At 61.7% G+C, this 21,243-nt stretch carries 20 protein-coding genes; 3 read left to right on the top strand and 17 right to left on the bottom strand.

The window, feature by feature from the left end; all coding sequences use genetic code 11:
* Positions 1–155: 155 nt before the first annotated feature.
* The 6 genes from AUR04nite_RS01235 to AUR04nite_RS01210 all read right to left on the bottom strand — a co-directional run bounded on the left by AUR04nite_RS01235 (position 156) and on the right by AUR04nite_RS01210 (position 6,201).
* Positions 156–938, bottom strand: coding sequence for a GntR family transcriptional regulator (locus AUR04nite_RS01235; RefSeq protein ID WP_141361129.1), 783 nt, complete (start codon positions 936–938; stop codon positions 156–158).
* A gap of 116 nt (positions 939–1,054) precedes the next feature.
* Entirely contained in the window at positions 1,055–1,456 is a 402-nt protein-coding gene (locus AUR04nite_RS01230; protein WP_141361127.1) for a cytochrome c oxidase subunit 4, read from the bottom strand.
* A 3-nt stretch (positions 1,457–1,459) separates the two neighbouring features.
* On the bottom strand, positions 1,460–3,178 hold the full coding sequence (gene ctaD / locus AUR04nite_RS01225; RefSeq protein WP_141361125.1) for an aa3-type cytochrome oxidase subunit I: 1,719 nt from the start codon (positions 3,176–3,178) through the stop codon (positions 1,460–1,462).
* A gap of 5 nt (positions 3,179–3,183) precedes the next feature.
* Positions 3,184–4,071: an aa3-type cytochrome oxidase subunit II gene (ctaC, locus tag AUR04nite_RS01220; RefSeq protein WP_141361122.1), complete on the bottom strand. Its 888-nt coding sequence runs from the start codon at positions 4,069–4,071 to the stop codon at positions 3,184–3,186.
* Between the two features lie 212 nt (positions 4,072–4,283).
* A complete protein-coding gene (locus AUR04nite_RS01215; RefSeq protein ID WP_141361120.1) occupies positions 4,284–4,658 on the bottom strand; it encodes a HesB/IscA family protein in 375 nt (124 codons plus the stop codon).
* Between the two features lie 133 nt (positions 4,659–4,791).
* Complete coding sequence (locus tag AUR04nite_RS01210; protein WP_141361118.1) at positions 4,792–6,201, bottom strand: dipeptidase; 1,410 nt, start codon at positions 6,199–6,201, stop codon at positions 4,792–4,794.
* A gap of 68 nt (positions 6,202–6,269) precedes the next feature.
* Between AUR04nite_RS01210 and AUR04nite_RS01205 the strand changes: the two genes are divergently transcribed.
* The gene (locus tag AUR04nite_RS01205) at positions 6,270–6,863 is read left to right on the top strand and encodes a DUF3043 domain-containing protein (RefSeq protein WP_141361116.1); all 594 of its coding nucleotides are present in this window, start codon (positions 6,270–6,272) and stop codon (positions 6,861–6,863) included.
* 448 nt (positions 6,864–7,311) lie between these two features.
* Here AUR04nite_RS01205 and AUR04nite_RS01200 read toward each other — a convergent pair whose 3' ends face one another.
* Positions 7,312–8,376 carry a quinone-dependent dihydroorotate dehydrogenase gene (locus tag AUR04nite_RS01200; RefSeq protein WP_141361114.1) on the bottom strand — a complete coding sequence of 355 codons (1,065 nt, stop codon included), beginning with the start codon at positions 8,374–8,376 and terminating at the stop codon, positions 7,312–7,314.
* 60 nt (positions 8,377–8,436) lie between these two features.
* On the opposite strand from AUR04nite_RS01200, the gene AUR04nite_RS01195 reads away from it, so the two are divergent.
* Entirely contained in the window at positions 8,437–9,471 is a 1,035-nt protein-coding gene (locus AUR04nite_RS01195; protein ID WP_141361112.1) for an alpha/beta hydrolase, read from the top strand.
* Here the strand turns inward: AUR04nite_RS01195 and AUR04nite_RS01190 are convergent.
* From AUR04nite_RS01190 to AUR04nite_RS01160, 7 genes are all read right to left on the bottom strand, one after another.
* Positions 9,468–10,274, bottom strand: a complete 807-nt coding sequence (locus tag AUR04nite_RS01190; protein WP_141361110.1) for an isoprenyl transferase — start codon at positions 10,272–10,274, stop codon at positions 9,468–9,470. The genes AUR04nite_RS01195 and AUR04nite_RS01190 overlap by 4 nt on opposite strands.
* Positions 10,271–11,020 (bottom strand): DNA repair protein RecO, encoded by a 750-nt coding sequence (gene recO / locus AUR04nite_RS01185; protein WP_141361108.1) that lies wholly within the window; start codon positions 11,018–11,020, stop codon positions 10,271–10,273. Before recO ends, AUR04nite_RS01190 begins: the two co-directional genes overlap by 4 nt.
* Before the next feature lie 93 nt (positions 11,021–11,113).
* Positions 11,114–12,856 (bottom strand): 2-isopropylmalate synthase, encoded by a 1,743-nt coding sequence (leuA, locus tag AUR04nite_RS01180; RefSeq protein ID WP_141361106.1) that lies wholly within the window; start codon positions 12,854–12,856, stop codon positions 11,114–11,116.
* A 316-nt stretch (positions 12,857–13,172) separates the two neighbouring features.
* The gene (era, locus tag AUR04nite_RS01175; protein ID WP_141361104.1) at positions 13,173–14,135 is read right to left on the bottom strand and encodes a GTPase Era; all 963 of its coding nucleotides are present in this window, start codon (positions 14,133–14,135) and stop codon (positions 13,173–13,175) included.
* Positions 14,128–15,414 (bottom strand): hemolysin family protein, encoded by a 1,287-nt coding sequence (locus AUR04nite_RS01170; RefSeq protein ID WP_141361102.1) that lies wholly within the window; start codon positions 15,412–15,414, stop codon positions 14,128–14,130. The genes era and AUR04nite_RS01170 overlap by 8 nt, the downstream gene beginning before the upstream one ends.
* A 3-nt stretch (positions 15,415–15,417) precedes the next feature.
* The gene (gene ybeY / locus AUR04nite_RS01165) at positions 15,418–15,891 is read right to left on the bottom strand and encodes an rRNA maturation RNase YbeY (RefSeq protein WP_141361100.1); all 474 of its coding nucleotides are present in this window, start codon (positions 15,889–15,891) and stop codon (positions 15,418–15,420) included.
* Between the two features lie 8 nt (positions 15,892–15,899).
* A complete protein-coding gene (locus tag AUR04nite_RS01160; protein ID WP_141361098.1) occupies positions 15,900–16,928 on the bottom strand; it encodes a PhoH family protein in 1,029 nt (342 codons plus the stop codon).
* A gap of 325 nt (positions 16,929–17,253) precedes the next feature.
* On the opposite strand from AUR04nite_RS01160, the gene AUR04nite_RS01155 reads away from it, so the two are divergent.
* On the top strand, positions 17,254–18,156 hold the full coding sequence (locus tag AUR04nite_RS01155; RefSeq protein WP_141361096.1) for a GerMN domain-containing protein: 903 nt from the start codon (positions 17,254–17,256) through the stop codon (positions 18,154–18,156).
* Between the two features lie 84 nt (positions 18,157–18,240).
* On the opposite strand, the gene AUR04nite_RS01150 is transcribed toward AUR04nite_RS01155, so the two are convergent.
* The 3 genes from AUR04nite_RS01150 to hrcA all read right to left on the bottom strand — a co-directional run bounded on the left by AUR04nite_RS01150 (position 18,241) and on the right by hrcA (position 21,213).
* Complete coding sequence (locus AUR04nite_RS01150; RefSeq protein ID WP_141361094.1) at positions 18,241–19,014, bottom strand: 16S rRNA (uracil(1498)-N(3))-methyltransferase; 774 nt, start codon at positions 19,012–19,014, stop codon at positions 18,241–18,243.
* A gap of 2 nt (positions 19,015–19,016) precedes the next feature.
* Positions 19,017–20,135 carry a molecular chaperone DnaJ gene (gene dnaJ, locus AUR04nite_RS01145; protein ID WP_141361092.1) on the bottom strand — a complete coding sequence of 373 codons (1,119 nt, stop codon included), beginning with the start codon at positions 20,133–20,135 and terminating at the stop codon, positions 19,017–19,019.
* Positions 20,136–20,199: 64 nt separating this feature from the next.
* Positions 20,200–21,213: a heat-inducible transcriptional repressor HrcA gene (hrcA, locus tag AUR04nite_RS01140; RefSeq protein ID WP_141361089.1), complete on the bottom strand. Its 1,014-nt coding sequence runs from the start codon at positions 21,211–21,213 to the stop codon at positions 20,200–20,202.
* Positions 21,214–21,243: the final 30 nt, after the last annotated feature.

Here is a 21,243-nt window from a genome sequence, read left to right as displayed (position 1 = left end):
AGTCGTAGAAAACCTTTGCCCCCGCGATTTTGACGGCTGGGCAGTCATGAATTTCCACGAAGGCGCGGCCCAGCCTGTTGCGAGTCAGCGGCGCCTGGCAGCTGCCAATCTAGGACTCGTGGCGTCGTGGCTGCGTTGCCGCACGTTCGGCTGGCCTAGATGTTCTCCGTGTATCGCGGAGTGCGGGTTCCAAGCCGCTGCAGCGGCACAAAGAGCTTGTACCGGTCAGAGCGGTAGAGCGAAACAGAATAGTCGGCCAAGCGTTCGCCCACATAGGCGTAACGGGTAATCTGCAGCAGCGGGAATCCTGGCTCCACGCCCAGCAGGCGGGCCTGCTGCGTACTAGCAGCCGTGCTTTCGACCTGATCCTCGCCCCACTCCAGAAGGATGCCGTAGCGTTCGTGCAGCGCCTGGTAGAGCTTTGACGGCGGTTCTCCGTCAACGAATCCCGGGACCAGGTCCGCCGGCATGTAGTTCTCATCGAGGCTCATGGGAGTGCCATCGGCCAGAAGCAGGCGCTTGAACTGCACAACGGGCTCGCCTTCTTCGATCATCAGCTGGGAGGCGAGATTTGCATTGGACTTGATCTCAGCGAATTGCAGTACATGTGCGTCGGGAACCATGCCGCGGCGCATCATGTCCTCGGAGTATGAGTGGAGACGTACGCGCAGGTCGAGCTTTTCAGGGACTACGAACGTGCCGATGCCGACCACGCGTTTGAGCACCTGTTCATCGACGAGCGCGTCGATCGCCTGGCGAATCGTTTTCCTGGCCACGCCGAAATGTTCAGCGAGCACCCGTTCAGGTGGCAGGCGGTAACCTGGCTTGCAGTGTTCTCGAGCATGGGTTCGGAGGATTTCGCGGATCTGGCGGTACTTGCTCAGGCTGCTGCTAGGGTCTAGCTGCCCGGTGACTGCCGGCTGAGGTGAATGACGCACCTGTACTCCCCCGAAAATGCAACCGGTTTCAGCTGCGGTTGCAGGTGATATTGCTGATTAAAAGACTAGTGGGGCGGCAAGCAATTTCTTGCTTGCCACCCCACTAGCTTAGTGCTTTAGTGTGCGTGGTCTCCACGGCTGTATTCGTAAACCCAGCCAGTCAGGCCGATAACGGCCAGGCCTGCGCCTACGTAGAATACCCACCAGCCAACTGCAATTCCCAGGAAGGAAACTGCTGCGGCGGCTGCCAATACCAATGGCCACCAGCTCCAAGGCGAGAACATTCCGATGTCACCGGCGTTCTCGTGGATTTCGCCGTCAACGCGGTCCTCTGGACGAGGGCCGACGCGGCGGGCCGTGAACAACAGGTACCAGCCAACCATGGCGGAAAGGCCGGCGAGCATCAGTAGTGCCAGGAAGCCAACCCACTCTTCCCAATTGGTCATGTAGCCGTACACGATACCTACTGGGATGAAGAAGAAAACTCCACCAAGGAAAATCCAGGATTCAACCTTCATTGATTACACATCCTTCTGATCAGCAGGGCCGAAGATCTTTGCGGCTGCGGCTACCGGAGTATGGCGGCCACTCAGTTCTGGGTGGTGCAGATCCAGTGCTGGGCGCTCGGAACGGATACGTGGAATCGAATGGAAGTTGTGGCGTGGTGGAGGGCAAGAGGTTGCCCATTCCAGCGAAGCGCCAAAGCCCCATGGATCGTCAACTTCAACCTTCTTGGCGGTGCGGTGGGTGATCCACACGTTCCAGAACCAAGGGATCATCGATGCACCCAAGATGAATGCGAAGACGGTGGAAACCTGGTTCATGTTAGTGAAGCCATCTTCAGGCATGTAGTCGGCGTAGCGACGTGGCATGCCCATAACGCCCAGCCAGTGCTGGATCAGGAAGGTGCCGTGGAAGCCGATGAACAGCATCCAGAAGTGGATCTTGCCCAGACGCTCGTTGAGCATCTTGCCGGTCCACTTTGGCCACCAGAAGTAGAAGCCGGCGAACATTGCGAAGACAACGGTGCCGAAGACTACGTAGTGGAAGTGAGCCACAACGAAGTAGGTGTCCGAAACGTGGAAGTCCAGGGACGGAGCCGACAGGATAATACCGGTCAGGCCGCCGAACAGGAAGGTGATCATGAAGCCGATGCTCCAGAGCATCGGGGTTTCAAAGGTGATCGAGCCCCGCCACAGCGTACCGATCCAGTTGAAGAACTTCACACCGGTTGGAACGGCAATCAGCATGGTCATGAAGCCGAAGAATGGCAGCGCGACCGAACCGGTGACGTACATGTGGTGTGCCCACACCGAAACAGACAGAGCTGCAATCGAGATGGTTGCGAAGATCAGGCCCTTATAGCCGAAGATCGGCTTGCGTGCGAACACTGGGTAGATCTCGGAAACGATGCCGAAGAACGGCAGCGCGATGATGTATACCTCTGGGTGGCCGAAGAACCAGAACAGGTGCTGCCACAGGATGGCGCCACCGGTTTCTGCATCGAACACGTGAGCGCCGAAGCGACGGTCAGCACCGAGTGCGAACAGTGCTGCAGCTAGCGGTGGGAAGGCCATCAAGATCAGAATCGAGGTGATCAAGGTGTTCCAGGTGAACACCGACATGCGCCACATGGTCATACCTGGCGCACGCAGGCAGATGATGGTGGTGATGAAGTTGACTGCACCGAGGATGGTGCCGAAGCCCGAGAGCGCCAGACCGAAGACCCACAGATCGCCGCCAATGCCTGGGGAGAAAGTGGTGCTGGACAGCGGTGCGTAGGCGAACCAACCGAAGCTGGCAGCACCCTGAGGGGTGAGGTAGCCAGCCAAGGCGATGGTGGAACCGAACGAGAAGAACCAGAAGGCCAATGCGTTCAGTCGTGGGAACGCCACATCGGGCGAACCGATCTGCAGCGGCATCATGACGTTTGCGAAGCCTGCGAACAACGGGGTTGCAAACATCAGCAGCATGATGGTGCCGTGCATGGTGAACAGCTGGTTGTACTGTTCCTTGGTCTGCAGAATCTGCATACCTGGTTCGAACAACTCTGCACGAATCAGCAGCGCCATGACGCCGCCGATGCAGAAGAAGACGAACGAGCTGATCAGGTACATGTACCCGATCTTCTTATGGTCGGTCGAAGTAATGAAGTCGACGAAGAGGCGACCCTTGGACTTCGGCACAACGGCTGGGGCAATCGACTTGATGTCGTCAGTTGCGTATTCGAACGTGGTCATCGCGATTACTCTCCTTCCCCTGCGTGCTCTACGACAACGCTGTTCACTTCATCAGGAATGCGGTCGTACTCTTCACCAATGTGTCCATCTTCCAGCTTCGCCATCTGAGCCTTGAACTCGGACTCGGAGACTACCTTCAAGTTGAACAGCATTTCCGAGTGGTACTCGCCGCAAAGCTCGGCGCACTTGCCATCGTAGGTGCCTTCAACCTGTGGGGTCAGGTAGATGTGATTGGTCTTGCCCGGGATCATATCCAGCTTCTGCAAGAAGGCTGGTACCCAGAACGAGTGGATAACATCGCGGCTGTTCAGCTGCAGGTCAACCGACTTGCCTGCTGGCAGGTACAAGGTTGGCAGGGTTTCCTGCGCACCTGGCGAGCCATCGGTGTTCAGGTGAGCCTGGGTGCCTGCGTAGTACTTCTCGGTGCCACCATCAAAGGTGTAGTTGAAGTCCCAAGCCCACTGCTTAGCGCGAACATCCACGGTGATTTCGGAATCAACAGGCTTATTGATGCTGTTGACCAAGTTGTTGTTAAAGCTAAAGAAGACCAGAACAAGGACCAGCGGAATGGCCGTGTAGAAGATCTCCAATGGCAAGTTGTAGCTCAGCTGGCGCGGGTAGCCAGTGTCAGTCTTGCGGCGACGGTAGGCAATGATGCACCAAAGCATCAAACCCCAGGTAAGTACACCGATGACAATTACAGCAATCCACGAGTGGACCCAGAAATCCTGAATCGCAGCAGTGTGGTTGGTGGTATCGCGGTCCACGTTGGGGAGCCAACCGCGTTTGACCTCCGCTGAACATCCCGTCAACAGCAATGCACTGGTGCCAACTAAGGCCAGTACTTTGGCCTTAGCAGTACCGCGACTGCCGGTTCGGTCTTGCGAACTCACAGACGGCCCTTCCTCTTTGTTGGTGCAGAATGTGGTCTTCATAAGTCACCTCGCAATTTACGAGATGCACGGTGAGGTGGCTCACGAAGCGAAACATAGTTTTACTACTTAATGTAGAGCTTACCCTCTTCGGGGTCAGAATGCCGAAAAACGCCGCTGTTCAGACGAGAAATTTCTTCAACGAATGAACAGCGGCGTTAGTTCCCGAGGGCCTAGTGGAACGAATCTCCACAAGCGCAGGAGCCGGAGGCTGCTGGGTTGTCGATGGTGAAGCCCTGCTTCGAGATGGTGTCCTCGAAGTCGATGGAAGCGCCGGCCAGGTAAGGCACGCTCATCTTGTCGACGACTACCTCGACACCGTCGAAATCGCGAACTGCGTCGCCTTCGAGCATGCGCTCGTCAAAGTAGAGCTGGTAGATGAGGCCGGAGCAGCCGCCTGGCTGTACGGCGATGCGCAAGCGAAGGTCGTCGCGGCCCTCCTGCTCAAGAAGCGAACGAACCTTGGCTGCTGCAACATCTGAAATGTTGACTTCGTGGGTTGGGACCTCGGTTGGATCACCCTTGGTCTGGTCTACGGCTGCAGTCATGATTTCCTCCCAAACTGCTCGTTGTGGCACCAAGCTACACCTTTGTGGTGCGGGCTTGAAGCCCTTTTGTTAGTTCTATCCTACGTCCGGCGGCTTTGGAAAGCCCCCTCTGAGACGGCGTGTATGACGCGGCTCATAGGCCTTCTGCGTTGATGCGAGCCAACAGCAGAGCTTCGGCCTCGATCGCGTGCTGGAAGTCGCCCAAATGCAGGGATTCGTTGGCTGAATGCGCTCGGGAATCAGGATCCTCGACGCCGGTGACCAGAATCTGCGCTTGAGGGAAGATCTCGGACAGATCGGAGATGAATGGAATCGATCCACCCAAGCCCATATTGACCGGTACAACTCCCCAAGCTTGTTCCAAAGCCCACGCTGCAGTTGCATTTGCCGGTGCGTCAAGATTCGCCTGGTAGGAGCTTCCAGCTTCGATTGGCTTGAACTCAACTTCGGCCCCACGAAGGTCCACGCTTTTGACGTGGGCTTCGAATGCTTCAAGGGCCTTGGCAGGGTCCTGTCCCGGTGCCAGACGCATCGAAACCTTGAAACGCATCTGCGGGATCAAGGTATTCGACGAATGGCTGACGCTGGGCACATCCATTCCAATCACACTCAGCGCTGGTTTATTCCACAAGCGATCGGTGATCTTCCCGGTGCCGGCCAAAGCGAAGGAATCGGAGACGCCTGAATCGACGCGGAACTGCTCTTCAGTGAAATCGACATCGGCCGAATCATGCGACAGCAAGCCCTGGATCGCAACATCGCCGTTCTCGTCGTGGAAGGTGGAGATGAGCTTCGCAGCCAGGATTGGGGCGTCCAGGATTGGTCCGCCGAACATCCCGGAGTGGACCGCGTGCTTCAGCGAGCGGACGGTGATTTCCGCGGCGCACATGCCGCGCAGCGAGGTCGTCAGTGCTGGAGTGCCGACAGCCCAGTTGCCCGAGTCGGCGACGATGATGACGTCAGCGGCGAGCTTGTCCTGATGCGCTTCAAGGAAATTGCGGAATGACGGCGAGCCGGCTTCTTCCTCGCCTTCGAAGAAGTAGGTGACGCCCACGCCGAAATCTTCCACCGAATCCAGCACAGCGCGCATTGCCGCAATGTGGACCATGATGCCCGCCTTGTCGTCGGCGGCGCCTCGGCCGAACAGCCTGTCCCCTACGCGGGTGGCCTCGAAGACAGGAGTATTCCAGTCGGCCTCATCGCCTGGAGGCTGTACGTCGTGGTGTGCGTACAGCAGCACCGTTGGTTTGCCTTCGGCCGCCGGGCGGTGGGCGACCAATGCCGGCGCCCCCATGGCGCCGCTATCGGTTGGCTCGCGCAGGATCTCGATGCTTTGCATGCCTGCAGTTTTTGCAAGCTCTGCGACTGCCTGGGCCGACTTTTCTAGGTTTGCCGGGTCGAAGGAGTCCCAGGCAATGCTCGGGATTGCTACGAGCTCGGTCAACTCTGCGAGGATCTTCTCGAAGTTGCTCTGGATATGACCTTTGAGCGCAGTTACGTCTACACCGTGTGCAGCGGACTGCTGGGTTGAATCTGATGTCATGCAATCAGCCTAGCAATTCTGAGGTTGTCAATGTCACCCTGAGTATCAATCCCCGCTAGGATAGAGGGGTGTTTGGACGTAAGAAGGATGAATCTCAATCCCAAGTAAATGTGGAGCCTGCAGAGCAGACCCCGGAAACTAGCGACGGTCGCAAGTCTGGCCCGACGCCCAAGCGAAGCGCGCAGCAGGCGAACCGCCAGCGCCCCTTGGTTCCTACCGACCGCAAGGCGGCGAAGGAAGTTGAACGCCAGCAGCGCATTGAAGCCCAGAATCGACTGCGTATCGCCAATGAAACCGGCGATGAGCGCTACCTCATGGCCCGCGACAAGGGCCCGCAGAAGCGTTATGCGCGAAACTTCATCGACGCCCGCTGGATGATCGGCGAATTCATGATGTTCTTTGTGCTGGCGTTCTTGATTATTTCGCTGACTTTCAGTGGAAATATCAATATCCAGGTCGGCGTGCAGACTGGCCTGTGGGTATTGATCGCCATCATTGTCATCGAAGCGATTATCACGAGCTCAATCCTGAAGCGCCGCTTGGTCGCAAAATTTGGCACCATCGACCGCGGCGTTCGCATGTATGCGACGATGCGCGCACTGCAGTTCCGCAAGCTGCGCCTGCCAAAGCCGCAGGTGAAGCGCGGCGAATCGATCGACTAACGGTCACATAAAGCCTCGGGGCGGATTCTGCGGAATCCGCCCCTTTTTATGTCTTCAACTGACTGGGAGCACTTATTTCCGGGCCGCCGTGGGACAAATGTGACAAGTGTTTATCCTTGTGTCGATCAGCTCCTATGGCGGCGGGTCTGGGATCTCACAAGATTAATGGCTTGTGTCGGTGAGGCTTCTTGGGCAAAGCCGGAGAGCTTAGCCGTTGCCTGCAATGTCGGCACCACCTGGCCCTCTGCCAGAGGCCGGCGGCACAAGCATGTTCACCGACCTCATTCTTTGTAGGGTCAAATACAAGCCTGGACCCGGGGAGTCCTAAGTCGAAGGATGCTCCCCCATATGCCTTGTTCGCAGGACAAAAAACTATGGCCTCGATCCGCCCGAGTTGGGCGAAGCGAGGCCATGGATCATCGACTTCCATGAGGAAGCTGATGAGAGGTTAGAGGATGCGTTCGAGCTGGCGGTTAATGCTTCGCGCCCAGAACGGGCCCTCGTAGAGGAATGCGGTGTATCCCTGAACCAGGTCGGCCCCGGCGTCCAGGCGGTCCTTGACGTCCTGCGCGGTGGTCACTCCGCCGACGGCAATTAGCGCCATGTCTGCAGGCACCATTGAGCGCAGCTGGCGCAGCACCTCCAGGGACCGCTGCTTCAGCGGAGCCCCGGAAAGTCCGCCGGCACCGATTTCTTCGACCTTGGCCGCGGGGCTGGTCAAGCCGTCGCGACCGATGGTGGTGTTCGTTGCAATGATTCCATCCAGCCCCAGCTCGGTGGCGAGCTTAGCCACATCTGCAATATCTTCATCGCTCAGATCCGGGGCGATCTTGACCAACAATGGAATGTGCCGGCCTGCCGTGTGGTCGGCTAGTTCGCCGACTTCGCTGAGCAACGGGCGCAGGGATTCGACGCTCTGCAGCAGGCGCAGTCCAGGAGTATTCGGGCTGGAGACATTGACGACAAGGTAGTCGGCGTGAATTGCCAACTGTCGGGTTGACGCGAGGTAGTCCCCCACCGCGTCCTCCAGTTCAACAACCTTCGTCTTGCCAATGTTGACCCCAAGCACCGGACGGGTTCCGGAGTAGTCGGCCTTGAGCTGCTGGCGCGACTGGGCGACGCGTGCTGCAACAACTTCAGCGCCCTCGTTGTTGAACCCCATGCGGTTGATGACCGCGCGGTCCTCCACCAAACGGAATAGGCGTGGCTGCGGATTGCCTGGCTGGGCTTGTCCAGTGACCGTGCCGATTTCCACATGGCCAAAGCCGATATCGCTAAGCGCAAGAATGCCGGTGGCTCCCTTGTCAAAGCCTGCGGCCAAGCCGAAGGGCGACGGGAAGTCGATGCCCATCACGGTGCGCTTCAGCTTTGGTGCAGGGGCAAAGAACTTGCGCGTGGCTTTGGTCAAACCGACCTTCTGCGCCAGCTTGATCGCGTCGAAGGCAAAGTGATGGGCCTTTTCAGGATCCATCTTCGTGAAAAAGTGCTTGAAGACCAAAGGATAAATGCGCATGGTGTTAATCTTCCCGTGAAGAGGTGCTTTGAGACAACTTGAGATCGGTAAGCTACTTGCATGAGGGGCAATGAAATTCTTCCCACAGAGCAGTGGCCGCAGTTTCTGCCGTCCAGCGCTCCGGGCCAATGGCTGCCTGATCCCCTGGGCCCAGGCTTCGAATACACCACCTTGGATTTCGGGGCCGATGCTGAAGGGCCGCTGGTGGCAACGGTGGTTCGATACCTCCCGCGCCAGCGTTTTGGCTGGCTGAACTTCAAGAAGTTCAAGGGCGTCGTCCTGTCGGTGCACGGCTGGAGCGACTACTTCTACAACCGGCAGCTGACGGAGTTCTGGCATGCGCAGGGCTACTGCTTCTACGCGCTGGATCTGCGGCACCACGGACGCAGCCTGCGCGCGCAGCATGAGCTGCCGGGGTACATCGAGGACCTGAAGGCGCTCGACATGGAACTTGATGCGGCGATGGAACTGGTGCGAAAGGCGCACCCGGGCCTGCCGGTAGTTGCGCAGGGGCACTCCATGGGAGGGCTGATCCTCAGCTTGTGGATCGAGCGTACGCACGCCCCGATCCAGGCGCTGGTTCTGAACGCGCCGTGGCTGGAGTTCCAGGGCACCGCATTCCTGCGCATACCCATCAACGGGCTCATGGAAGCTGTGGCGCGGAGCAATCCGCGCCGTAAGATCCTTGCGACCCAGTTCGACCACTATTGGCAGTCTTTGAGCGAAAGCGCCCAGGGCCAATGGGACCTGCACCCGATCTGGCGCCCTGCCTACGCCTTTCCCAGCACTGCCGGCTGGCTGCACACCATCCTGGAAGGGCACGCCCAGGTGGCCAAGGGGCTGAACCTGAGCATCCCGATCCTGCTGCTCACCTCGAAGGAATCGCATCTGAGCACCACCTACTCAGCGGTCATGCAGCACGCGGATTCGGTGATCGACGTGAACCAAACCCGGCTGCGGGGGCTGAAGCTTGGCAGCTTCGTCACCCTTTCGCAGATCGACGGGGCCATGCACGACGTGTTCTCCTCGGCGGAGCCGGCACGGGCCACCGCATACCGGGACCTGAGGCTCTGGCTGAAGATGCTCCGGGACTAGGCCTTGGGCTTGTCCACGGCTCCGCCGTAGCGACGGTCGCGCTGGGCATACTGCTGAACCGCGGTGAACAGGGTGCGCCGGTCGACATCCGGCCACAACTGGTCCAGGAAGACCATCTCCGCGTAGGCGGACTGCCACAGCAGGAAGTTGCTGGTGCGCTGCTCGCCGCTGGTGCGCAGGAACAGGTCCACGTCCGGAAGCTCCGGGGCATGCAGGTATTTTCCGATGGTCTTCTCCCCCACGGCCGAGGCGCGCAGCTTCCCCGAGGCAACATCCTTGGCGATGGCAGCCATCGCGTCGCCCAGCTCCGCCCGTCCGCCGTAGTTCACGCACATGGTCAGCTGGCAGCCCAGGTTGTCGCGGGTCAGTTCTTCGGCGTCGCGTAGTTCGTTGATGACCGACTTCCACAGCTTGGGCTCGCGGCCCGACCATCGGATGCGCACGCCCCAGGAATTCAAGGTATCTCGCTGGCGGCGCAGCACATCGCGGGAGAAGCCCATGAGGAAGCGCACCTCTTCGGGGCTGCGCTTCCAATTCTCGGTGGAGAATGCGTAGACCGAGACGTACTTGATGCCCATTTCCACGGCGCCTGCCATCACGTCAAGCAGGGCAGCTTCGCCGGCGCGGTGGCCCTCGGTGCGCGGCAGCCCGCGCTGGTTGGCCCAGCGCCCGTTGCCGTCCATGACGATGGCCACATGCTCCGGGATCAGCTCCTTAGGAATCTGCGGCATCACCGGATTTGCCGGGTGGGCAAAGGGCGCCACCGGCCCAGCCTTGCCGGTGATCTTGGGAAGCTTCTTCATATTCTCTCCACATGACGTAGGGACTTTACAGCACGTTCCAGGTGCCATTGCAGATAATTCGCGACGATGCCTGCCGCCTGCTCGCGGGCGCGCGGCCCGGCCAAGGCGACCGTGTCCCAGTCGCCGTCGAGCAGGGCCTGCAGGTAGCCGATCGTGACAGGGTGCGGCGCGAGCGAGCCGGAGGGCCGGCAGTCGGCGCAGACCACGCCGCCAAGCTGCACGTTCAGGGCTGCATGCGGCCCGGCGGCGCCGCAGCGCACGCAGTCGGTGAAGGATGGAGCCCAACCGGCTACCGCCAAGGCCCTCAGGATATAGGAATCGAGCACCGCGCCGGGGACCACTGCCTGCTTCGAAAGCAGGGCGATGGCCCCATGCAGCAGCCGGTACTGGCGCATGGTCGAATCCCCGTCGGCCTCCAGCAGCTTTTCAGCGATCTCCACCATGGCGTTGGCCACCGTATAGCTCGGGTAGTCCGCGACCAGCAGCTGGCCATAGGCATGGCGCAGCTGGGCCTGGGACACGATGTCCAGGTTGCGGCCCATCACCAGCTGGGCGTCGACTTCCATGAACGGCTCAAGGGTCGCGCCTAGGCGCGAGGAGGTGCGCCGCACGCCCTTGGCCACCGCGCGCACGATCCCATTGGGGGTCAGCAGGGTGATGATGCGGTCTGCTTCGCCAAGTTTATGGGTGCGCAGAACGATCCCGCGGGTGCGGTAGCTCTTGGAGGCGAAACCTGATCGTGACACAGGGTTAATTCTCCCACTGTTCACCGACAGCTACGAACAACGCCACGTCCGGCATGATGCTGCCGGACGTGGCGTTGTGCTGTGCGGATGATGCTACTTGGCGTCGCGGATCGCGCGGTTGACCGCCGAAACCACTGCCTTCAGCGCCGCGATGTTGGTGTTGGTGTCCAAACCGACGCCCCACAGGATGCGGTCGCCGACGGCGCACTCGACGAAGGCCGCGGCGCGGGCGTTGCCGCCCTCGCTCATCGCGTGCTCGGAGTAGTCGAGCACGCGCAGGTCCACGCCGTCTTCGTTCAGCAGGTTGACCAGCGCGGAGACTGGGCCGTTGCCGCTGGAGCTGCGCTCCTGGGCGACGCCGTCGTTGATCAGCTTGGTGTCCAGGCGGAAGCTGCCGTCCTCGTTGGAGGTGGCGGTGGCCGAGGCGACCCGGTAGTGGCCCCAGGCGTTCTCGTCGCCCGCGTTCTCAACCGGCAGGTACTCGTCCTGGAACACGTTCCAGATGTCCTGCGAGGAGATCTCGCCGCCCTCGGTGTCGGTCTTGCGCTGGATGACCCCGGAGAACTCGATCTGCGCGCGGCGCGGCAGATCCAGCTGGTAGTCGTTCTTCAGCAGGTAGGCCACGCCGCCCTTGCCGGACTGCGAGTTCACGCGGATCACCGCTTCGTAGCTGCGGCCGATGTCCTTTGGATCCACCGGCAGGTACGGCACGGCCCAGATCAGGTCGTTGACGTCCTTGCCGGCGGCCTCGGCCTTGGCGTCCATGGCCTCCAGGCCCTTCTTGATCGCGTCCTGGTGGGAACCGGAGAAGGCGGTGAAGACCAGGTCGCCGCCATATGGGCTGCGCTCCGGGACCGGCAGTTGGTTGCAGTACTCGACGGTGCGGCGGATGTGGTCCATGTCAGAGAAGTCGATCTGCGGGTCAACTCCCTGGCCGAACATGTTCATGCCCAGGGTGATCAAATCCACGTTGCCGGTGCGTTCGCCGTTGCCGAACAGGCAGCCTTCGATGCGGTCGGCGCCGGCCAGGTAGCCCAGCTCGGCGGCGGCCACGCCGGTGCCGCGGTCGTTGTGCGGGTGCAGCGAGAGGATGATCGAGTCGCGGTTGGCCAGGTTGCGGTGCATCCACTCGATGGAGTCCGCATACACGTTCGGGGTGGCCATTTCCACGGTGGCAGGCAGGTTCAGGATCATCTTGTTTTCCGGGGTGGCTTCCAGCACTTCGGCCACTGCCTCGGAGATGCGCTTGGCGAATTCCAGCTCGGTGCCGGTGTAGGACTCCGGCGAGTACTCATAGGTGATCTTGGTGCCGGTCAGCTGCTCTTCGTACTTCTTGCACAGCCGCGCGCCGTTGACCGCGATGTCGACGATGCCGTCCTCGTCCTGGCGGAACACTACCTCGCGCTGCAGGATCGAGGTGGAGTTGTACAGGTGGACGATGGCCTGCTTGGCGCCTTCCAGCGCCTCGTAGGTGCGCTCGATCAGGTGCTCGCGGGACTGGGTGAGCACCTGGATGGTGACGTCCTCAGGGATGCGGTTCTGCTCGATGAGCTGGCGGACAAAGTCGAAGTCGGTCTGCGAGGCCGAAGGGAAGCCGACCTCGATCTCCTTGTAGCCCATCTGCACCAGCAGGTCGAACATCTTGTGCTTGCGCTCGGGGCTCATCGGATCGATCAGCGCCTGGTTGCCGTCGCGCAGATCCACTGCGCACCAGCGCGGGGCCTTGGTGATGTACTTATCGGGCCAGGTGCGATCGGGCAGGTTGACCTCGATCTGGTCCTGGAAAGGAACATACTTGTGGATCGGCATGTTCGAAGATTTTTGCATGTTCTGCATTTCGGTTGTCCCCTAGACAAGAATAAGTGCGTATTGGGGGCCGGACATGAGCAACTCCGCGGCGAGGGGTCGGCCGAAAGACCACTAGCGGTCCGTTGGATCCTCGCAGCGGCTAAGTAGTAGTAGAAGCTCGAAATGCACGTGTTGAGCATAACACCGGGTTTTGTGCCCCATGCAACATGTTGCGCGATTGTGTCACATAGTGGACACCCGGGCCCAGGCGCGGCCAGCCCAACGCCGCGGGGCCGGCGCCAAGGGACTCATCATCCCCCGGCCCCGGCCCCGTCGTCAGGCTTTGCGGCACTGCGCCTAGGCGCTAGAAGCCCAGTCGGCCCAGCTGCTTTGGATCGCGCTGCCAGTCCTTGGCCACCTTCACGTGCAGGTCAAGGTACACCTTGGTGCCCAGCAGCTTTTCGATGCCCTTGCGGGCGTTGGAGCCCACTTCGCGCAGGCGCGATCCGCCGCGGCCGATCACAATGGCCTTTTGGCTGGAGCGCTCGACATACAGCGAGACGTGGATGTCCACCAGCGGGTTGTTTTCGCTGCGGCCCTCGCGCTGCTGCATTTCCTCCACGACGACTGCCAGCGAGTGCGGCAGCTCGTCGCGCACGCCCTCCAGCGCCGCCTCGCGCACCAGCTCGGCGACCATCTTGGCCTCCGGCTCGTCGGTCAGCTCGCCGTCCGGGTACAGCGGAGGTCCCACCGGCAGGTGCTCGACCAATACGTCGGCCACCTCCTCGACCTGGAACTCCTTGACCGCGGAGACCGGAATGATCGCGGCGAAGCCATTGGGGCCGAAGTTCTGGCTGCCCAGCTCGGTCACGGCGATCAGCTGCTGCGCGAGCTGCTCGCGGTCCACCAGATCCGCCTTGGTGACCAGGGCGATGATCGGCTTGCGCTGCAGCTGCGCCAGCTGGGTGGCGATGAAGCGGTCGCCCGGGCCGATCTTTTCGTTGGCAGGGATGCAGAAGCCGATGGCGTCCACCTCGGAGAGGGTTTCGGCCACCAGGTCGTTCAGGCGCTGGCCCAGCAGCGTGCGCGGGCGGTGCAGGCCGGGGGTGTCCACGAGCACCAGCTGCGCATCCTCGCGGTGCACGATACCGCGGATGGTGTGGCGGGTGGTTTGCGGCTTGGCGGAGGTGATGGCCACCTTCTGCCCCACCAGCGCATTGGTCAGCGTGGACTTGCCGGCATTCGGGCGGCCCACAAAGGAGGTGAAGCCTGAGCGGAAGCCTTCAGGCCATCCGCCGGTTGCCAGCAGTTTTTGGTTCTCACTCATCCGTTGAGTCCTCGTCGTTCTCTATATGGTCGGAAGCGCCGGTTTCGCAGCGCTCTACATGGATTTTGCCGATGCGGTTGCGCCGCCCTGCCAGGGCGACGACGGTCAGGCGCAGACCGAACACATCGGCGGTGGAGCCGAGCACAGGCACGGACTCCAGCGCTTTGGAGAGCAGGCCGCCGACGGTGTCGACGTCCTCCTCGTCGATGAGCACATCGAAGTGATCTGCCACATCGTCGATCGAGGCGCTGGCCACCGCAATCAGCGAACCGTCTTTGTTCTCGACGAGCTCGGTCTTGCTGCGGTCGTATTCATCGTCGATCTCGCCGACGATCTCCTCGATCAGGTCCTCCAGGGTCACCAGCCCGGCCGTGCCGCCGTATTCGTCGACGACGATGGCCAGGTGGATCGACTCCTGCTGCAGTTCCTGGAGCAGTTCGGCGGCGGACTTGGATTCCGGCACGAAGCGCACCTGCCGGGACAAGTCTGCCAGATTCTCCGCCTGCTGCAGCCCGTGGATCTCGTTGATCAGGTCCTTGAGGTAGATGATGCCGCGGATGTCATCCGAGTCTTCGCCGATCAGCGGGATGCGCGAGTAGCCCGAGGCCATGAACAGATCCAGCGCGCTGTGGAAGGTGTGATCGGCATCCAGCACCACCATGTCGGTGCGCGGCACCATCACGGCGCGCACATTGGTCTCCTCCAGGTCGATGACCGAAGAGATCAGCTCGGCGGATTCCTCGTCCAGGTCCTCGCCTTCGCTGGCCCGGTCGACCAGGTCGCGCAGGCGCTCCTTGCCCAGGTATCCGTCCTCGTCGCTGCCCCCGGGGCTCAAGGCGGCGGCGATGGATGCCAGCCAATTGGCCAGCGGCCCCAGCGCCTTGCGCAGCGCGCGCACCAGCGGCGCAGTGGATTCGACCACTTTCTGGGCGTTGGAACGCCCGAAGCGCCGCGGCGAGACGCTGACCAGCACGAAGCCTAGGGCCGCCATGGCCACGGTGGAGAGCAGGCCGGTCAGCCAGATGTTTTCCACCCAGCGCGAGACCAGCAGCGCCACGGCCACCGCGGAGGCGGTTTCAAACCAGATGCGCCAGAACTTGATGGCCTGTGCGTGGGATTCCGGATCGTCCAGGATGGAACTGAGCGACTTGGAATCAGACTCGCTGCGCAGCCTTTCGGCGGCATGGCGGGACAGTGCGTAGAAGGCTGAGTCTGCGGCCGTGAGCACCGCCGCGCAGGCGATGAAGACGACGGCGAGAATCAGCAGAAGTATCCCCACGTGCTATTCCACCGTCTCCTTGGGCGCCGGGCGCCCGGTGTAGGACTCCAGCAGCCTGCGCTGCAGGGTGAACATCTCTTCCTTTTCCGCAGGCTCCATGTGGTCGAAGCCCATCAGGTGCAGCAGGCCGTGGGTGGTCAGCAGCAGGATTTCATCATGGGTCGAATGCCCGCCGGCCTTGGCCTGCGCTTCGGCAACGGTCGGGCAGATCACGATGTCGCCCAGGATGCCGTTCTCCCCCGGCGCCTTTTCGGTGCCCGGGCGCAGCTCGTCCATCGGGAAGCTCATCACGTCGGTGGGTCCTTCGAGATCCATCCACTGCACGTGCAGCGCGCTCATGGCCTCCTCGTCGATGAAGACGATGGACACCTCGGTTTCCGGGTGCAGGAACATCGCGCTCATGACCGATTCGGCGAGCTTGTTCACGTCCTGCAGGTCGACGTCGAATTCTGTCTCGTTGTTTACTTCAATGCTCATCTGGCTGCTCACTTGTTGCGTCGTGGCCGTTGGTGGTCTTTGCGCCGGGATTCGTCCCAGCGGTCGTAGGCGGAGACGATGTCCGCGATCAGGCGGTGGCGCACCACGTCGCCGGCATCCAGCCGGCGGATGGCGATGTCCTCGATGCCTTCGAGCACCTCGCTGGCCATGCGCAGCCCGGAGGTCGTGTTCCCGGGCAGGTCCACCTGGGTGATGTCGCCGGTAATCACCATCTTCGAGCCGAACCCTAGGCGAGTGAGGAACATCTTCATCTGCTCGCCGGTGGTGTTCTGCGCCTCGTCCAGGATCACGAATGCATCGTTCAAGGTGCGTCCACGCATGTAGGCCAGCGGGGCGACCTCGATGGTTCCGGCCTCCAGCAGGCGCGGGATCGAATCCGGATCCACCATGTCGTGCAGCGCGTCATACAGCGGGCGCAGGTACGGGTCGATCTTCTCGGTCAGCGAGCCGGGCAGGAAGCCCAGCTTCTCCCCCGCCTCCACCGCAGGCCGGGTCAGGATAATGCGGTTGACCTGCTTGTCCTGCAAAGCGGCGACCGCCATGGCCATGGCCAAGAAGGTCTTGCCGGTGCCTGCCGGGCCGATGCCGAAGGTGATCGTGGAATCCTCGATGGCGTCCACATAGGACTTCTGGTTCACGGTTTTCGGCCTGATCGAGCGGCCCCGGCCGGAGAGGATCTTCAATCCCAGAACGTCGGTGGGCGCGTCGGGGTTGCCGGCGCTGAGCATCTTGATGATCTGCTCGATGGTCTCAGCGCTCATCCGCGAGCCGCGCTGGGCCAGCGCGCGGGCTTCCTCGCATACGCGCTGGGCCTTGCGCACCTGTACCGGATTCCCCACCAGGCTCAGGCTGGAGCCGTTGGGGCGGAACTGCACGTCCGGATAGGCCCCGGTGAGGATGCGCAGCAGTTCATCGTTGGGGCCCAGGGTTGCGATCATCAACTCTGGAGTCTCGAAGGAAATGGTTAGCTCAGCCGAACCGGAATCGGTCGGCTGCTGGTGTTGTTCAACCTGCATGCAGTGCTTCGTGCCCCTTTGAGCTTGATGAAATGAAAACTGTAGGTTTCCAGTCTAACGAGTGCCTTTGCGCCTGCGCGAGACATGGCGCTTAGCCCTGCGCTGAAAATGCGGCCCGCGACGTCAATCGGAGCCTATCGGTCCAGATCGCAAAGGTATAGATTTGGTTACGGATTGGTAAGTTAGCTCGTTTTCGAGCCGAATCTACAAGTTGATGTGTCACGCTATATGAGCGCACCGAACTTTCTCTGCTTCGGTCAGCGTTCTTTTTGCCTCAGCGTTTCAATGGGATTGGTATCAAGTGCAGCATTGGTTTACACGTCGCGTGCCGCGTCGAATCGCGGCAACGTGTGCCATTGTCTGCGTTGGCCTGGCCGCCGGATGCGGACTGACCCAGGGCGAAGACAGCTATCAAATGCCTGCCGAATCATCGGCCGCGTCCTCCTATATCCCACGGGCCAACGACTCCGTGGAACGTGCGGGCGTCGGGCAGAAGATGCCCGTCTACTGGCTGGACAACACCGATTCTGGGGTGTATTTGTACCGCGAGTACGTGCAGGACACCCGCCACCAGGAGCCGATCAGCGATGCCATCGCCTATCTGCTGGCGGGCAAAGCGGCCGATCCCGGCTGGTATACGCACCTGAAGCCCAGCGAAGACATCGGTGCGTCCATCGACAATTCGAACCTGATCACGCTGGACCTGCCTGCCAAGGTATTCAGCGCGCACCTGGACCGCGGCCTGTCCGAACGCACGGTGCAGCAGCTGGTGTTCACCGCTACCGCGGCCGCTGCCAATTCGGGAATCCTGGTGGGCAATACCCCTGCCACGGTCAGGATCCTGGTGGACGGCAAGCCCAATGAAGTGGTTTTCGGCGGCTACGAGCTGCAGGATGTCTACGAACGCGACACAAGGTTCATGGCGCCGGTCTGGGTGATCGATCCGCAGTTCGGTTCCGTTGTTGAATCCGGATCGGTGAAGATTACCGGGCGCACCTCAGACTTCACCAAGGGAACCTACTACCAGCTGAACGCGAAGGGTTCTGCCGCGGCCAGCAAGTCCGCCGCCGCGCCGAACAAGCTGGCTGACAAGTCGATCGAGTCCGACGGCTCCTTTGAGCTGACCACACGCCTGGCCCCGGGATCCTATGAACTGCAGCTGTGGGGCGAGAACAAGGCCAGCAAGGAAAAGATCGGCTTGACCACCTCCGAATTCACGGTGAAATAGCCGCCGCAACTAGGTTTAACCGCCGATGGCGCCGCAGTGATGCGGCGCCATCGGCGGTTAACAGGGACTTCGCCCAGCGCTGGGCTACAGGTCTGAGGCCAGGTGGCGGACCAGGACCAGTGCCGCAGGACCGGCGGTGGAAGCGCGCAGCACGTGGCGCCCCAAAAGTCCGGCCTGGGCCCCTGCCTGCTGCAGCGCTTCTAACTCGGCATCGCTGATCCCGCCTTCGGGACCGACGATCAGCACGACGCCGGCGCCCTCTGCCGCGCCGTCGATCCATGCGGAGCACACCTCGGCCACCGATTGCTCGGCCTGCTCGTGGAGCACCAGCACCAAATCGCCGGCTTGGACATGGGACCTGACCTGCTGTACCAGCGCCTTGGTGCCCATCGGGTCGAGGACCGCAGGCTCAAAGCTGCGGCGTGACTGCTTCTGCGCGGCGCGGACCAGCGAACGCCATTTGGCCATCGCCTTATCCACCTTGCCGGCGTTCCAGCGGACGATCGAACGGTCGGCCTGCCAGGGGCGGACCGAAAAGACGCCGAGCTCCACGGCGGACTCCACCGCCTGCAGATCGCGATCGCCCTTAGACAGGGCCTGGACCAGCGTGACCGGATGGGCCGGCGGGGCCTCCTGGAGCACTTCAAGCACGCGCACGGCCAACAGGGCGCTGTCCGCCGACACTACCTCGACCACGAGCCGCAGCCCGTTGCCGTCCAGCAGGTCCAGGTGCTCGCCTGCTCGGGTGCGCTTGACCGCTACGGCGTGGTGGGCTTCGGGGCCCGTCAGCTCAAGGCTGTCCCCCACCGCAGCAGTTTGGGCCTGCTGCGGGTCGATCACAAAGCTGTGATTGCTCATGGTCAGCGCTGGTTCAGCTTATCGCGCAGGCGGGAGAACATTCCGCCGGAGTGCTCTACACGCCCGGAGGTCATTTCTTCGCCGCGTAGCTTGGCCAGCTGCTCCAGTAGGTCGCGCTGGGCGGCGTCGAGCTTGGTCGGGGTTTCCACCTGTAGATGCACGATGATGTCCCCGCGCTTGCCGCCGCGAAGGCGCGGAACGCCCAGGCCCGGCAGGGTGATGGTGTCCCCGTCCTGGGCGCCGGAGGCGACGTTCAGCGGCTGCTCTCCGTCGAAGGTCTCCAGATTCAGTTCGCAGCCCAGGGCCGCGGCGGTCATCGGGATGGTCATCTTGGCATGCAGATCGTTCTGCGCGCGTTCGAAGACCTTGTGGCGGCGGACGTCGACCTCGACGAACAGGTTGCCGTTCGGGCCACCGCCCGGTCCTGCCTCGCCCTGGCCGCGCAGCTGGATGCGGGTGCCCGAATCCACGCCTGCCGGAACGTTCAGCGACTTGGACACGTGTTCGCGCACGCGGCCCTCGCCGTTGCATTCGAGGCATGGGTCGGGAATCGTGGTGCCGTAGCCGCGGCAGGCGGCGCAGGTTTCCACTGTCATCATCTGGCCCAGGAAGGAGCGCACCGGACGCTGCACCTGGCCTGCGCCATGGCAGATGGTGCAGGTCACGACGCTGGTGCCTTCGCGCACGCAGCTGCCGTTGCAAGTCTTGCAGACCACAGCGGTTTCCATCTCCAGCGGGTAGACGGTGCCCTTGACGGCGTCTTCCAGGTCGATGGTGATGGTGATCAGCGCATCGCGGCCCGGCTGGGTGCGGGAGATTGGCCCCTGCGCCTGGCCACCGCCGAAGAACTGCTCGAAGATATCGCCGAAGCCGCCAAAGCCGCCGCCGCCGAAGCCTGGCTGGCCATTGCCGTTCTCATCGCCGGTCGCGTCGTAGTTCGCGCGCTTCTTCTCGTCGGAGAGCACCTCGTAGGCGCGGGTGACGAGCTTGAACTGTTCGGCAGCGTCCTCGCTGGGGTTCACATCCGGGTGGAGCTTGCGCGCCAGCTTGCGGTAGGCGCTCTTGATTTCCTGCGGGGTCGCGTCCTTGGCGACGCCCAGCGTCTCGTAATGCGAGCTCACGATATTCGCCGTGTCCTTTCCTTAAAACTTTTCAGTTCACAAGTTGTTGGTGCATGCTGCGAAGCTAGTTCGCCAAAATTTTCGACAGGTAGCGGGCCACCGCCCGCACCGAGGCCATGGAGGTCGGATAGTTCATTCGCGTCGGCCCCAGCACCCCCAGCTTGCTGCGCTGGTCGTTGCTGTAAGTGGTCGCGATGACCGCCGCATCCGACAGCTGCCCGTAATGGTGCTCGGTGCCGATCGCCACGGCCATGCCGTGCGCATCGGCCTCCAGCTCGGAGAACAGCTTGAGCAGCACCACCTGCTCCTCCAGCGCCTCGAGCACCGGGGTGATGCTCAACGGGAAGTCTCCCTCGACACGGGCCAGGTTCGCGGTGCCTGCCATGACGATGCGCTGCACGTTCGCCGCCTGAGCCATCTCTTCAAGCCCCTTGAGCACGCCGGCAACCAGCGCATCCTCGCGCTGCTCGGGAACCAGCCCGTCGCGCTGTAGCGGGCCGACCAGATCTGCCAGCTGCTTGCCGCCGAAAGCCGCCAGCAGCCACTGCTTGAGAGCATTGAGCTCTTCGTCGGAATAGAGCCTGGCCACGGCCAGCATGCGCTGGTCGACGGTCCCGTTGGAGGCGATCATCACCATCAGCACCTGGCTGCTGCCCAAGCCCACCAGGTCGAGGTTCTTCAATGACGCGGTGTCATAGTGCGGAACCTGGATCATGGCAACCTGGTTGGTCAACCGCGCCAGCAGGCGCACGGTGCTGTTGAGCATTTCGTCCAGGTCCTGGGAGCTGTCCAAGATCTTGTTGATGGCATCGCGTTCAGCGCGCGAAAGCGGCTTGAGCTCCCCGATTTCGTCCACGAATCGGCGGTAGCCCTTCTCTGTGGGAATTCGGCCGGAGGAAGTATGCGGGGCGGCAATCAGGCCCTCTTCTTCCAGCAGGGCCATGTCATTGCGGATCGTGGCCGCGCTCACGCCCAGATTGTGGCGGTCGAGCAGGGCCTTGGAACCCACCGGCTCCCGTGATTGCACATAGTCTTCAACGATGGCGCGCAGCACATCGAGTCGACGCAACTCGCTCACGAATACACCTCCCGGGACCTTCGGCCAGAA

The organism is Glutamicibacter uratoxydans, from assembly GCF_006539925.1.
Classification (GTDB): domain Bacteria; phylum Actinomycetota; class Actinomycetes; order Actinomycetales; family Micrococcaceae; genus Glutamicibacter; species Glutamicibacter uratoxydans.
Note: the sequence above shows the minus strand (reverse complement) of the source record. Positions and strands in the feature narration are given on the sequence as shown.